This window comes from Rossellomorea aquimaris (assembly GCF_001877785.1).
Taxonomy (GTDB): domain Bacteria; phylum Bacillota; class Bacilli; order Bacillales; family Bacillaceae_B; genus Rossellomorea; species Rossellomorea aquimaris_A.
In genome coordinates this window covers 211,301-225,516 of sequence record NZ_MINN01000085.1, presented here as the reverse complement: position 1 = coordinate 225,516, position 14,216 = coordinate 211,301, and the positions used below count along the sequence as shown (strand labels likewise).

The 14,216-nt window shown below is 43.1% G+C and carries 17 protein-coding genes; 1 reads left to right on the top strand and 16 read right to left on the bottom strand.

Going from position 1 to position 14,216, the window contains the following annotated elements:
- Positions 1-13: 13 nt before the first annotated feature.
- The 13 genes from BHE18_RS11045 to BHE18_RS23985 all read right to left on the bottom strand — a co-directional run bounded on the left by BHE18_RS11045 (position 14) and on the right by BHE18_RS23985 (position 11,015).
- Positions 14-718 (bottom strand): demethylmenaquinone methyltransferase, encoded by a 705-nt coding sequence (locus BHE18_RS11045; protein WP_071618622.1) that lies wholly within the window; start codon positions 716-718, stop codon positions 14-16.
- A 5-nt stretch (positions 719-723) separates the two neighbouring features.
- Positions 724-1,533, bottom strand: a complete 810-nt coding sequence (locus tag BHE18_RS11040; protein ID WP_071618621.1) for a heptaprenyl diphosphate synthase component 1 — start codon at positions 1,531-1,533, stop codon at positions 724-726.
- A gap of 210 nt (positions 1,534-1,743) precedes the next feature.
- Positions 1,744-1,965: a trp RNA-binding attenuation protein MtrB gene (gene mtrB, locus BHE18_RS11035; RefSeq protein WP_071618620.1), complete on the bottom strand. Its 222-nt coding sequence runs from the start codon at positions 1,963-1,965 to the stop codon at positions 1,744-1,746.
- Between the two features lie 19 nt (positions 1,966-1,984).
- Positions 1,985-2,551 (bottom strand): GTP cyclohydrolase I FolE, encoded by a 567-nt coding sequence (gene folE, locus BHE18_RS11030; protein ID WP_071618619.1) that lies wholly within the window; start codon positions 2,549-2,551, stop codon positions 1,985-1,987.
- 242 nt (positions 2,552-2,793) lie between these two features.
- Entirely contained in the window at positions 2,794-3,066 is a 273-nt protein-coding gene (locus tag BHE18_RS11025) for an HU family DNA-binding protein (RefSeq protein ID WP_032087878.1), read from the bottom strand.
- Between the two features lie 768 nt (positions 3,067-3,834).
- A complete protein-coding gene (gene spoIVA / locus BHE18_RS11015) occupies positions 3,835-5,313 on the bottom strand; it encodes a stage IV sporulation protein A (RefSeq protein WP_071618616.1) in 1,479 nt (492 codons plus the stop codon).
- Between the two features lie 249 nt (positions 5,314-5,562).
- Complete coding sequence (locus tag BHE18_RS11010) at positions 5,563-6,273, bottom strand: hypothetical protein (RefSeq protein ID WP_235860305.1); 711 nt, start codon at positions 6,271-6,273, stop codon at positions 5,563-5,565.
- 23 nt (positions 6,274-6,296) lie between these two features.
- Positions 6,297-6,494: a DUF2768 domain-containing protein gene (locus BHE18_RS11005; RefSeq protein WP_071618615.1), complete on the bottom strand. Its 198-nt coding sequence runs from the start codon at positions 6,492-6,494 to the stop codon at positions 6,297-6,299.
- Between the two features lie 275 nt (positions 6,495-6,769).
- The gene (locus BHE18_RS11000) at positions 6,770-7,813 is read right to left on the bottom strand and encodes an NAD(P)H-dependent glycerol-3-phosphate dehydrogenase (protein ID WP_071618614.1); all 1,044 of its coding nucleotides are present in this window, start codon (positions 7,811-7,813) and stop codon (positions 6,770-6,772) included.
- A 17-nt stretch (positions 7,814-7,830) separates the two neighbouring features.
- Complete coding sequence (der, locus tag BHE18_RS10995) at positions 7,831-9,141, bottom strand: ribosome biogenesis GTPase Der (protein ID WP_083573749.1); 1,311 nt, start codon at positions 9,139-9,141, stop codon at positions 7,831-7,833.
- 178 nt (positions 9,142-9,319) lie between these two features.
- Positions 9,320-9,511 carry a capping complex subunit for YIEGIA gene (locus BHE18_RS10990; RefSeq protein WP_071618612.1) on the bottom strand — a complete coding sequence of 64 codons (192 nt, stop codon included), beginning with the start codon at positions 9,509-9,511 and terminating at the stop codon, positions 9,320-9,322.
- Positions 9,508-10,404, bottom strand: a complete 897-nt coding sequence (locus tag BHE18_RS10985; protein ID WP_071618611.1) for a YIEGIA family protein — start codon at positions 10,402-10,404, stop codon at positions 9,508-9,510. The genes BHE18_RS10990 and BHE18_RS10985 overlap by 4 nt, the downstream gene beginning before the upstream one ends.
- Positions 10,401-11,015 carry a YphA family membrane protein gene (locus tag BHE18_RS23985; RefSeq protein ID WP_071618610.1) on the bottom strand — a complete coding sequence of 205 codons (615 nt, stop codon included), beginning with the start codon at positions 11,013-11,015 and terminating at the stop codon, positions 10,401-10,403. The genes BHE18_RS10985 and BHE18_RS23985 overlap by 4 nt, the downstream gene beginning before the upstream one ends.
- A gap of 104 nt (positions 11,016-11,119) precedes the next feature.
- Here BHE18_RS23985 and BHE18_RS10975 point away from each other — a divergent pair, with 104 nt between their 5' ends.
- Positions 11,120-11,251 carry a YpzI family protein gene (locus tag BHE18_RS10975; RefSeq protein ID WP_071618609.1) on the top strand — a complete coding sequence of 44 codons (132 nt, stop codon included), beginning with the start codon at positions 11,120-11,122 and terminating at the stop codon, positions 11,249-11,251.
- Between the two features lie 57 nt (positions 11,252-11,308).
- On the opposite strand, the gene fni is transcribed toward BHE18_RS10975, so the two are convergent.
- From fni to BHE18_RS10960, 3 genes are all read right to left on the bottom strand, one after another.
- On the bottom strand, positions 11,309-12,367 hold the full coding sequence (gene fni / locus BHE18_RS10970; protein WP_071618608.1) for a type 2 isopentenyl-diphosphate Delta-isomerase: 1,059 nt from the start codon (positions 12,365-12,367) through the stop codon (positions 11,309-11,311).
- A gap of 15 nt (positions 12,368-12,382) precedes the next feature.
- On the bottom strand, positions 12,383-13,516 hold the full coding sequence (gene rpsA, locus BHE18_RS10965; RefSeq protein ID WP_071618876.1) for a 30S ribosomal protein S1: 1,134 nt from the start codon (positions 13,514-13,516) through the stop codon (positions 12,383-12,385).
- A 127-nt stretch (positions 13,517-13,643) separates the two neighbouring features.
- Positions 13,644-14,216, bottom strand: a complete 573-nt coding sequence (locus tag BHE18_RS10960) for a lysophospholipid acyltransferase family protein (RefSeq protein ID WP_071618607.1) — start codon at positions 14,214-14,216, stop codon at positions 13,644-13,646.

The following is a 14,216-nucleotide window of genomic DNA, read 5'->3' as shown; positions in this document are numbered from 1 at the left end:
GATTTGCGTTTATCTATTTCTTATATCCGACGTGCATGGCAGCCACTCCGCCGCTGTACGGTTTGAAATATATATCTTTAAAGCCGGCTTCTTTAAACAATTCTGCAAGTTCTTTCATTCCAGGGAAGTCCCTTGCGGATTCCTGAAGCCAGGAATATTCGGAAAAACTTTTTGCGAATACTCTGCCAAAAACAGGCATGATATACCTGAAGTACATATAATACAGCTGTCTGAACCCAAACATGGTAGGCTGTGATGTTTCAAGGCAGACAGCCATTCCGCCAGGCTTCAACACCCGGTTCATCTCTTTTAAGACTTGGAGGTAATCCGGAACATTCCTCAATCCAAATCCGATAGTGACATAATCGAATGTATTGTCTTCAAAAGGCAGTTCCATGGCATTTCCGTGAATCAGCTCAATGTTATCAAGAGACGATGCCTTTACTTTTCCCTCTCCGATCGACAGCATATTCTGACTGAAATCCAATCCGAAGACTTTCCCCTGCCGTCCAGCCCGCTCACCGAGTGCAAGGGTCCAGTCTGCCGTCCCGCAGCACACATCCAAAGCCTGGGCTCCTTCTTTCACATCCATGAGTTTCATGGTCTCTTTACGCCATTTTTTATGCTGTTGGAAACTGATTACCGAGTTCATCTTGTCATAGTTCGAGGAGATTTTCTCGAAGACACCATGAACCTTTTGTTCTTTTGACTGTTGCATAACATTTACCCTTCTTCCGCATATAATTTCGTAGTAGCAATAGACTCATTGAAAGGAAGAAATTCTATAAACAACTCCCTGGCAGCAGAGGTACCCGGCTTTTTCTGGTGTAATTGACCTTCTATGTCTTTTTGAACCTTGTCCATTGTATGATCGATGGCAGACAATAAGCGATGCTTATCCACCGGCTCTTCCGTTTCTCCCAGGAGTGAAGCAAGAGCACCCGTGAAGATGGTATCTTGTGAATTAATCAATGCCAGGCGTTCTTGTAAAAGACGGTCATATAAAAATGTGTCTGAAAGGAGAGGAATCCAGTCTTCCTGATTAAAAAACTCATAGAAATGAGCAGCGATCGAAGTTTCGATTATTCTTATATACTCAATCAATTCCTCTATCGAAGAACATTCCTCATTATACATCGATATTTTGGATTCATTTATTTTCTTGATTGCATTTGATAATACCTCAATCAAACCCAAATCCTCTGTTTCAGCAAGGGTCCTGTAATAAAGGCTGCTGAAGTACACTCCAGCAAGTACCGTCAATTGTCTCTCTTTCAGGGAATCCCGTTCAGAAATTGTTACCTTCTCATGTGTCTCCAGGGCAATATGCAAAAACATAGCAGTAGAAATCCACTTCATTTCCTGTTGTGTGACCATCCTCTGCCCATTCATAAATGGAAGGAGCAGATAGTTGATGCGTTTACGATCAATATGCGGCTGATCGATATACTCCTTTAGATATGAATGGTGAAGCTGGTCTTCTATGTATTGATGAATGATATTCGCTTGATGATTGTAATCAGTGAATTTCATACCCTATTTCCCCATTTCTACTATGTTTCACATGATAAATTTCAGCAATAAATATTATACCATAAAACTTTCACAAATAGTGAATCACCGAGTATCCCTTACATGTTCTATGTATTTCTGCATTACCCTAAACTCTTCTAAGCCTGACTCTCATATAACAAAGGGGACGACTAAGAATAATGGTTCTTTGTTCGTCCCTCATATCAGATGTTATTTTTTATTTTCACTTTCCACTTCACCATAACTGGTAAGGATCGTTGCTTTCCCTCTTACCTTGATGGCAGATGTATGATCAGTGAATTGAGCAATCATCACTTCGCCTTTATCAAGCTTTTCTGAATGGTGAAAGCGTGTATCTGTGCCCCTGGTAAGTCCGATTACATTTACGCCGTCTTCTGCAGCCTTAATGACAACATATTCATTAGAATTCATTAATCCCACTCCTGTACTTTTACTTCTTGATAAATGAAAGCACTTCGTTCCGCGCTTGTGAATCCTCTTTAAATGTGCCCCGCACTGCAGTCGTCACCGTACTGGAGCCTGGTTTCTTGACCCCTCTCATTGTCATGCACATATGTTCAGCTTCCACAACCACCATGACACCATATGGTTCAAGCGTTTCCATGATGGAATCAGCTACCGTGGAGGTGATTCTTTCTTGCAGCTGAGGTCTTCTTGCGACAGATTCCACTGCCCTTGCAAGCTTGCTCAGACCCGTGACTCTTCCATTTCGCGGAATATAAGCAACATGTGCACGGCCGTAGAAAGGCACCAAATGATGTTCACACATTGAATAGAACGGTATATCTTTAACAAGGACCAATTCTTCGTGGTCCTCACTGAAAATAGTTTCAAAATATCCCTTTGGGTCGTGATCTATACCTGAAAAAACCTCTGCATACATTTTCGCGACGCGTTTAGGTGTATCCAAAAGTCCTTCCCTATTAGGATTCTCTCCTATTGCTTCAAGTATTAAACGCACTGCTTCTTCTATCTGGCTATGGTTGACTTCTGCCATTATGCTGTCCTCCTACTATCACATAAAGAAATAAACTAACATTGTTAATATTAGCATAAGCCAATAATCTCATCAAAGCTTAGTGCTTTAGAAGTTAACAAAACAGCATATTACCTATACACTAGGATTTTTCATATTAGCGTTGAATATGATCATTACTAGAAAGAGCGCTTGAAACCTAATAAATAAAAGAAAAAAGACCGCATTGAATGCGGCCTTTTCTTAACGCTCAAAGTATGTAATTATTTTACAGCTTCTTTAAGCGCTTTACCTGGTTTGAAAGCAGGTACTTTGCTTGCTGAGATTTCGATTTCTTCACCTGTTTGTGGGTTGCGACCTTTACGGGCTGCACGCTCACGTACTTCGAAGTTACCGAATCCGATTAATTGTACTTTATCACCGTTTGCAAGTGATTCTTGAATTGTATCGAAAACAGCGTCAACCGCTTTAGTAGCGTCCTTCTTAGAAAGCTCAGCAGCTTCTGCAACAGCATTGATTAATTCTGTCTTGTTCATGCCATTCACCTCCTCCCAAGGAAATGTCTCAGTCATGATTCATTTACTTTAATATCATTAGTAAACAACTTTAGCGGATTCTATACATAAAGTACAGAAAAAACGCTTGAAAACGTTGCTGAATCAATATTCAACAACAATTCTGTTAAAAGATTATCACAATAGATTGTGCTTAGCAAGAATAATTCAAGAATTAATGGGAATCTTTTCTTATTTGATACATAAATGTAATAGAATCCCCTCTTTTTACCTTTATATTGCTATTTCTTGAAGATTCTTAAGTGCTTCCTGTATCCATTGCTCTTAAACAGTTCCCATTCTTTCTAGCGGTTAAACATTGTCTTTTATAATCGGATTAAAAAACATCAAAAATGGAGGCTGGAACATTGACCGTTCCTTTCCGCTGCAGGCATAAGATTCCCCGGGGAGGAAGTCGAGCCTCCTCGGCGTTCCGCCTGTGGGACAGAAAAGCGGAGGCGGCTCGTTCAGCCCCGACAAGCATAAGATGAATGGGCTGTGAAGGCGTTTTTTGCCTTCATGGACCATTCATCTTATGACCTCGAGGGGCTAGCCGCCAGAGCTAGACAGGTCTCGACTTTTCCTCTCCCGTCGGAGTCAAATGCCTTCCGCTACAATCCACTCCGTGTAGTCAATGTTGTTACCTCTAATCAACAGAATTCAAACATAACTATTTGTCTTTCGACTAAAATTCTTGTTTCAAAAAATTCTCTCACAAAAAAAAGACCCTCCTAAGAGAGTCTAGAAAGGTTATAGGATGATGGCTATGAGGCCGCCAGAGCCTTCGTTGATGATTCTTTCGAGTGTGTCTTTCAGTTTGTAGCGGGCATTTTCAGGCATTAGTGAGAGTTTGGCTGAGATGCCTTCTCTTACGATGGAGCTCAGGCTTCTTCCGAAGATATCAGAGTTCCAGATCGACAGCGGATCGTCTTCAAAATCCTGCATCAGGTAGCGGACTAGTTCTTCACTTTGTTTTTCGGTGCCGATGATCGGCTCGAATTTAGATTGAACGTCCACTTTGATCATGTGAATGGAAGGAGCAACGGCTTTCAGGCTTACACCGAACCTTGCACCCTGACGAATGATTTCCGGCTCATCCAGACTCATGTCATTCAAAGAAGGTGCAGCGATTCCGTAACCTGTCTGTTTCACCATTCTAAGCGCATCTGAGATCTGGTCATACTCTGCTTTGGCATGTGCAAAATCCTGCATCAGTTCCAGCAGGTGATCCTTACCCCGGATTTCCACACCTACAATTTCCTTCAGAACTTCGTCATACAGCTCATCCGGTGCATAGAGATCGATTTCGGCTACTCCCTGGCCCATATCGATTCCTGCAAGGCCTGCACGTTCAATATGGTCAAATTCGCTGAAGTAATGCACCACACGGTCCACATCGCGAAGACGCTTAATATCCTTGACCGTTTCTTTAACAGCTTCCTGATAATTCTGTCTCAGCCAGTGTTCTTCCTTCAGCACCATGACCCAGCTCGGTAAATTCACATTCACTTCTAGCACCGGGAATTCAAACAATGCCTCACGAAGTACATTCAGTACGTCAGAATCCCTCATACTTTCCACGCTCATGGCAAGGACCGGGATATCATATTTTTCCTGGAGCTTCACTCTCAACTCTTCTGTTTCGGTTGCATGCGGCCTTGCGGAGTTGATGACCATGATAAATGGCTTGCCGACTTCCTTCAGTTCATCGATGACTCTTTCTTCTGCCTCGATATAGTCGCCTCTTCCGATTTCCCCGATCGAGCCATCAGTGGTGACCACCACTCCGATCGTGGAATGCTCTTGAATCACTTTTCTTGTACCGATTTCGGCTGCTTCATGAAAAGGGATAGGCTCTTCGTACCAAGGTGTATTGATCATCCTTGGACCATTTTCATCCTCGTAACCCTTCGCCCCGGGTACTGTGTAACCTACACAATCTACCAATCTCACATTCACTTCCAGCCCCTCGTCCACATGCACTGATACGGCCTGGTTAGGGACGAATTTAGGCTCTGTCGTCATGATTGTCTTACCTGCAGCGCTTTGCGGCAGTTCGTCCTGCGCTCTGGCACGTTCTGTTTCACTTGCAATATTAGGAAGGACAACAAGCTCCATAAACTTCTTGATGAAGGTTGATTTACCTGTTCTTACTGCTCCCACCACACCTAAATAAATATCTCCGCCTGTTCTTTCAGCAATGTCTTTGAATAGATCGACTCTTTCCAAGAGATTCCCTCCCATCTTATATTCCAGGGATGTTTCATCCGTGTGTTCTGCCTCACATTCTATATTTATGATGTTGTCCTAATGACTTATGACTATTAATATGATTTTTTTACCTCCTTATGACTAAGAATTAAATTTATTATGTCGCAGCAATTATGTTCAGTTGAAGTTGATGAAAACTCCATACAAAGGATGACATAAAATAATAACCCTTCTCCTACAATATATTTTGCAGGAAAAGGGTTATGCCTATTTTGTCATAAAGACAGGTTCATTCTTTTCATCGATGGTATAAGGAAGCGAATAGGCCGGAACAAACAAGGAATCATCTGTCAGCAGAGTACGGATGTCGTTTCCTTTTTCTATTTTTTTGTCCGTGGATTGGAGCTTTTCATATAGATCCATTGAATAGTCCACAAAAATCTCCCCGCTTCCATTAATCACAAGAGGAAGCTTCTTATTTGAATAGGGGCTGTCGACATATACTTCTTTATCTAATCCTATTTCTTCATAATTTAATTTATATACATTTTGGGCCACCTGTTCCTTAAAAGGAGGATAACCCTGGGCGTTGATTCTGATTTTGATTTCTCTGATTTTTTCCGCCATGCGGAGATCGAATATCTTCACAGTTGGATTTTCTTCTACATCCAGCAGGACATATTGAAAAATCCCTCCGTTCTCGAATGCATTTCCGGGAATCTCCGATAAGTACTGATGCTCTAATTTCCTGAAATCAATAGGATATTTTTGATAAATCGGCGTATCCTTGTCCCTTGTTTTGATCGGGAGAAGGCCGTTATTGTCGTCTTTGTATTGCTCCACGGCTTGTTGAACAGCTTTCACTTGGGTATCATAAGGAATCTGATTCTGGCTGAGCTCTTGTTCAGGATAAAGACATCCGGAAAGAATGGTCATAGTGAGCACAAGAAGCATTCCGGTTAAAACAAAACGTTTCAATCTGCAAAACTTCCTTTCATAAGCTAGTAAGTGGGTCCGCTGAATACAATATAAATCATCATGAGTCCGCCTGCTATCATCAGTATGTATGCCGCAAAAGCAGTAATAAAACGAATGAATTTCGGTTTGATTTTATACCGGCTGAAGTAAATCATTATGATTGCAAGGAACATAAATCCCATTGAAGCGAACGAAATCCACATTTTCATCATAGAAGTCATGGTACATCCCTCCTGTTATCGAATGTATTATATCACAAGTCAAATCCAAAACGTCATTTGTTCAATAAAATGTACGAAAGATGAACGCACATAAAAGAAGAGCGACCCAAGAACCCGGACTCGGGCCAAAAGGCCGAGCCGGGATCATGAGTTGCTCTTAAGACAAAAAGAGACCTACCCATCCATAGGCAAAGCTGTATATATTCAACACAGTGTATGCACGTTTGGAACCTTTCGCATCCTCTAATGCCTATTATTGCAAGATTTTTATCGGTCTATGAGCGTTCGCCCAGAATATTCACCAAATCTTCCATTTCATTTGTCTTTCCACGTGACATTAAATGATCGACTGCTTCTTTCGCTTCCACATCATTGAACAAAACATCGTAAAGGGCATTCGTGATCGGCATTTTCACTTCGAATTTCTGGGCAAGCTGATGCCCTGCTTTCGTTGTCCGGACACCTTCCACCACCATGCCCATATTATCGAGCACTTCTTGAAGATTATGCCCCTTGCCGAGCATATTGCCGGCTCTCCAGTTCCTTGAGTGAACACTTGTGCATGTGACAATAAGGTCCCCGATCCCAGTCAAGCCGGAAAAGGTGAGCGGATTGGCCCCCATCTTGGTCCCGAGACGGGCAATTTCAGCCAGCCCCCTGGTGATGAGTGCCGCCTTAGCATTGTCTCCATATCCCAATCCATCGGTGATGCCTGCTGCGAGAGCGATGATGTTTTTCAAAGCGCCTCCGATTTCAACACCCAGTAAATCCGGATTTGTGTAGACTCTAAAATTCTGGTTCATAAAAAGATCCTGGACCTCTTCAGCGTACTTCATATCTTTTGATGAGACCGTCACGGTCGTCGGGTGCCTCAGGCTTACCTCTTCCGCATGACTCGGTCCGGAAAGGACGACGACAGAGCGAAGATTATCAGGGGCCATTTCATCCTCGATTATTTCTGAAATCCTCAGAAGGCTGTCCGGCTCGATCCCCTTGCTCACATGCACGACCGTCAACGGAGTGCTCTGCACCTCCTGGATCTGGCCCAGAACCTGCCTGATCGCTTTGGTCGGAACCGCTAAGATAATCGTCTGAACGCCATCAAGCGATTCCTTCATATCGGAATATCCGATGATGCTTTCAGGAAGCTTCACATCTTTTAGATACTTTTGATTTGTATGATGCTCGTTGATCTCCTGTATCTGGTCTGCTTTATGTCCCCAAAGCCTGACTTCAAGCCCGTTGTCTGCCAATACCATGGCAAGGGCCGTCCCCCAGCTTCCTGCACCGATGACCGTTACTTTTTGAGAGTTTTTCATTTGATACACCTACCTTATTATTTTCTGGCACGGGCGATAATACGAATAGGAGTCCCTTCAAATCCAAATGCATCACGGATTCTATTTTCCAGGAATCGCTCATATGAAAAATGCATTAATTCCGGATCATTTACAAATACAACAAATGTCGGCGGCTTCACAGCTACCTGCGTAGCATAGTAAATACGGAGCCTTTTTCCATTGTCCGTTGGAGTCGGATTCATCGCAACAGCATCCATTACTACTTCATTCAATACACTCGATTGTACGCGCAATGCATGGTTTTCGCTTGCCATATTGATGACTGGAAGAAGCGTATGGATTCTCTTCTTCGTTTTTGCGGACAAGAAGATGATCGGGGCATAGTCAAGGAACTGGAAGTGGTCACGGATGTTCTGTTCCCATTTGTTCATCGTCTTTTCATCTTTTTCTACAGCATCCCACTTATTGACGACGATTACCACTGCACGTCCTGCATCATGTGCATATCCCGCAATTTTTTTATCCTGCTCGATGATTCCTTCTTCACCGTCAATCACGACCAAAACAACGTCGGAACGTTCAATCGCTCTCAAAGCCCTCAGCACACTGTATTTTTCAGTCGTTTCATATACTTTTCCTTTTTTCCGCATTCCGGCAGTATCAATAATGACATACTCTTGTCCATCATAAGTGTAAGATGAATCAATCGCATCTCTGGTTGTACCGGCCACATTGCTGACGATGACACGTTCTTCACCGAGTAATGCGTTAACGAGGGAAGATTTACCGACATTCGGACGGCCGATCAAGGAGAATTTAATGACTTCTTCTCCGTATTCGTCCCCGTCATCCTTTTTGAAATGCTTTGCGGCTTCGTCAAGCAGATCTCCTAGTCCAAGTCCATGTGAACCTGAAATAGGGAAAGGTTCACCGAATCCAAGAGAATAGAAATCATACACCATTTCACGCATTTCCGGGTTATCGATTTTATTGACCCCAAGCACGACAGGCTTATTGGAACGATATAGAATCTTGGCTACGATCTCATCGGCAGCGGTTACTCCTTCACGGCCATTCGTAAGGAATATAATGACGTCCGCTTCGTCGATCGCAATCTCAGCCTGCTGCCTGATTTGATCAAGAAACGGCTCATTGCCTAATTCGATTCCGCCGGTATCAATAATATTAAATTCGTGAGTCAGCCACTCAGCAGAACTGTATATACGATCCCTTGTAACACCGGGCACATCTTCTACGATTGATATTCTCTCGCCGACAATCCTATTAAAAATCGTGGACTTACCAACATTCGGACGTCCTACGATTGCAACAACTGGTTTGGACACTTTTTTCACCCTTTCTTGAATAAGCTTATGGTTCATTCATTATCCTTTAAGCCTTTTCATTTCCACTGTTTCAAATGGTTCGATTATCAATAATAAAGACTGGCCCATAAGCTGTATTCCCCCTTATGGGTCAGTCCCCTAACTTTAACATTTTATCAGTAAAAGAATGAACTGGCAATCAATGTTTCACAATGATGAACAGGCCTGTATCCAATTCATGCGCAATCCCGTCTAAAATGGCTTCGAGGTTGGCGCAGATCTTCTGCAGTTCATCGTCCGATTTGCAATGGAACACTGCCGTGCCGCTGGGAACTCTATCAGGTGAAGTTGTAACAGCCGCTAAGATGAATTTTTGGATGGTGGTACTCAATCTGCTTCCCTCCCCTTTTGAATGGCTTTTGATTCGGATGGCATCCTGATCGCATTCTCCAATGTCGGAACCTGACCAAGGATCGCAATGGCCATCTCCACATCTTTATGTTGAGGCAGCACGAAAACAGCCACCCTTCCATCATCCAGGTCTCTTTTAGCCAAGGGAGTGAGTGCAGGGGTCCCGGAATCTTTAAAGATACCCAGGGAAGTGGACACATCATGAAGGATGGCCTGCCTTTGCCCGAGGTTTGCAATTGTCGACCTTGCATCGAATGATTTGGGATTCAGCACAAATCCCATTCCATAACGCATGATTTCTTCCTGCCTCACTTTCAGACCGATGTTCATGATATAAATATTATCCACATACAGCCCTGCACCATCAAAATGCGGCTGGACATATTCGATATGGACGATATCTTTCAGCTTGCCCCCGGCCATCAACTTATGAGAAATCATCATACAAATAACACTGACTGCCAAAGCTGCATAAAAGTTAAAAACGATATAGGCCAAGGTGGCAATCAAGGAAGTAAAGATCACCAGATAGTTCCTGCTTTCAAATGCTACTGCAATGCCTTCGATATAGGTAGCACCCCTGGGTACAAGCTCATAGGCATCCAGCTCGGTCAATGTGTTTCTTTCCATATTCCTGACGTCACGAAACTGTGATGCAGCCACTGTCAAAAACGTGATGGCCGTGAAATTCTCTTCAAGTAATGCAGGAACCGCAATGGTTCCAAGCCCTGCGGCGATGAAGCCCAGTGCAATATGTATGATCTTCCCGTGCAAATACGTCGGGTATTGCCTATAGTCGGTCCGGAGCATATAGATTCTAGTTAAAGTGCCGATGACTACCCCGAAAATGACGGGGTTTACGTAATCATTCATATATTTTTGATTTCCCCTTTATTAGATGATAGTTTACTGCTCATCAGCGCATTCAGTGAATGAACGGCTTTCCAGGCGATCGTTATCAACGTCATGTAGGATGCCGCATCCAAATAAAGGTAATCCCCTATCGCATCACTGAAACCAATAGTATGCAGCGATACCGATAAGAAAATTTCCCCTGCCATTGTCCCCGAAATAACTGCCAGGAACAGACTTCTTATCTTTATTATGGAACTATAAAAAATAAATCCAAGACTCATGGATAATAAAGCAGCTATTACGTAAGGGTCGATGATCATAAGGACGGGATCATAAATGGCGATAAGCCCTACCCCTGCATAAGACATAGCTATAGTCAAAATACAAATTAGCATATATAACTTTTTCCTCAGACCCAAGTGACGCAAATGTACGAACGACAGTAACACTAAAAATAAATAGGCTGCGTGCACTTCATATGAAAATATGGTGAATCCATAGGGAAACAAGCAAATCAAACACAACAAATAAAAAGAATATAAAAACCGTCCTTTTTCATTCTTTTCCATGATGAATGTCGTGTAGATCCACAACCCCCAGGCAACCCATAGAAAAATTATCCCCTCCATGACCTCACTCCCTCCTATTATCTACATTATGGAAAATCTTTATGTAATTCATTCATGCATGTTTCATTTTAATCTTGAAAAAATAAGAAGAGGAGGTGTTTGATATGGGAAGAGATCGCCAGGAAAAGAAATTAAAGAAAAGCGGACGCGTTGAATCCGACAGGGATCAGGAGCTTCAGAATAAGGGAGCAACAGGAATGGAAAGCCCTGAGGAATCAAGGAAGAGACAGAAGTAGATAATTATTCTTACATCAAAAAGACGGATTCCTAAACAAGGAGATCCGTCTTTTTCATTATTGATTCAAGTGTCGATTACTATACTTATCGGGATTTAATCCCCTTACGGCCAGCCAATGATATACCTCTCCTGTTAAGATAAGTGGCACCTTATGCAAGTCTTCAGTCCTCGTGCAGCCTAATGCACACATAAGGTATCGTATATCCGTATGGATATCATTCACTTCTTCTATCGTGGCGTCAACACCCTTATCCACGATGCTTTTTAAAATTGCTCCCGCCATGCCGACAGCGCAGGCACCCAGACTCATGGATTTGACAATTTCCAAGCTGTTTCGAATACCTCCCGAAGCAAGGATTGGAAGGTCAGAAACTGAATGGACTTCAGCTATGGAAGCGGCAGTAGGGATTCCCCAGTCATCAAAATAATTCAGCATCCTTTGTCTGCGCTGATTCTCAATTCTGGAAAAATTCGTGCCTCCGAATCCGCCGACGTCTATAGCTGAAATCGAGGTTTCCGATAAGGCCAAGGCGGCTTCCTTACTGATTCCGAAGCCAGTTTCTTTCACGATGACAGGTATACTTAACTGTTCTGCAATCCTGCCGATTCGTTCAAGAGCACTTTTGAAATCCCGGTCACCTTCAGGCATTGTCAATTCCTGAATGACATTAAGGTGGATCTGAAGGGCGTCCGCCTCGATCATTTCCACTGCATCGATTGCCTGCTGAACAGTCGCTTCACTGCCAAGGTTTGCGAAGATGATGCCGTTTGGATTATTCTTCCTTACAATTTCATACGTTGTCCGTTCAGCAGGATCCTTCAATGCAGACATTTGAGAGCCTACAGCCAGTCCAATTCCGGTCTCCCTGGCAAGATGAGATAAATCCGCATTGATTTTCGATGTGTAACCTCCGCCTCCGCCCGTCATTGCATTAACAAAAATTGGCGAACTCAAAGAAAGTTCGCCAATTCGGGACTGAAGCTCAGTATCATCAAGTGCTGTATCCGGAAGGCTTTGATGGACAAATTTCACGTCTTCAAAGCCCGTCTTTTCCTGTTGCCCTGTTGTTAGGGCATAATTAATATGGTCCCTTTTTCGTTGAGCTCTTGTCACAGTCCATCACCATTTTTATTTAAGATCTTTTAGTTTATCTCCAATCATTTCGCCTAATTGGAAGCCTGTATTTTCTTCAGGCATTTCATAATCTGTCACTTCTTCTTCCTTCTCTTCCAAAGCTTTAATGCTGAGGGAAAGACGCTGGTCAGATTCGTTTACATCCAATACTTTTACTTTAACCGATTGGTCTTCTTTTAATACTTCATGAGGTGTCCCGATATGTTTATGGGAGATTTGTGAAATATGCACCAAACCTTCTACACCAGGGAATACTTCAACGAAAGCACCGTAGGATACCAATCTTTTTACGACCCCGTCCAACACGCTTCCTTTAGGTGCTTTTTCCGAAATATCGCTCCATGGTCCAGGCAGAGTTTCTTTGATTGATAATGAGATTCTTTCGTTATCACGGTCCACACTAAGTACCTTGACCTGGACTTTTTGTCCTTCAGTCACCACGTCTGACGGCTTCTCAACGTGTTCATGGGACAGTTGTGAAATATGAACAAGTCCGTCGACACCGCCGATATCAACGAACGCACCGAAATCAGTGATTCGTTGAACGGTACCTTCCAAGACCGCCCCGGATTCTATGTCTGTGAGAAGCTGCTTCTTTTGCTCCTGCTTTTCGGCTTCTACCACTGCACGGTGAGACAGGATAAGACGGTTTTTCTCTTGATCCAGTTCGACAATCTTGAATGTAAGGACCTTATCCTTGTAATCTGAGAAATCTTCCACATAGTGATCCTCAACCAATGAAGCAGGTACAAATCCCCGCACTCCCAAATCTACTACAAGCCCGCCTTTTACGACGTCCTTTACTTCGGCTTCGAAAATCTCCCCTTTTTCAAAACGGCTTTTCATTTCTTCCCATGCTTTTTCAGCATCGACTTTACGCTTTGAAAGGACGAGGAGTTCCTCTTCCACTTTTGTCACGATTAACTCCAGTACATCCCCTTCACTCACCACATCAGATGCTTTTTCGATATGAAGGCTTGAGAGTTCACTAATTGGAATGATGCCATCCACCTTACTATCTTGAACATCAACAAGGACTTGTTTTTCTTCGACCTTAGTGACGGTTCCTTTAACTTTTTCACCAATCTCGAGATTTTTCACTTCAATTCCATTCATGTCTTCCATTATGTACTCCTCCTTAATCCATGACTGCAAAGATTTTATTTTTGTGAATTTTTACACAATTTAAATAAATTATTCTTTCTATTAACTTCTAATAAATAGAACTATTTGTCAAGCAAGAAAGTCCGGCCGATCAATCCATCAGCCTGGCAATATGCTCCATGATGATATCCGTGGTTTTCTCGGCATTCAGTTTCTGTTCTTTGATTTCCTCCATCGGGACAGGCGGTCCATATACCACCTTTAACTTCCTGAACGGCTTATAAGGACCGATGATTGCACAGGGCACCACCTTTGCGTCGGATCGCAATGCAAAAAACCCGGCGCCGGCAAGGCCCTTTCCGATCTGCCCTGTTTTACTTCTAGTACCCTCCGGGAACAGTCCTAAAACATTTCCCTCTTTTAATATTTTCAATCCTCTTCGGAGGGCTTCACGGTCACTCATGCCCCTCTTTACAGGGAAAGCATGAACCCCGGGCAGAATTTTCCCCAGGACAGGGACCCTGAAGAGTTCCTCCTTCGCCATGAATGAAACAGGTCTTGGCGCCGTGATCCCGACGACGGGGGGATCGAGGTTATCTATATGATTTGCGCAGAGCAGCACTCCGCCCTCTTTCGGGAAATGTTCCAGACCTATTACCTCGATGCGGTAAAGAGGCGAAAGAATGGACTTAACTAAACCTTTAGCAAAAGAATAAAGATTCAC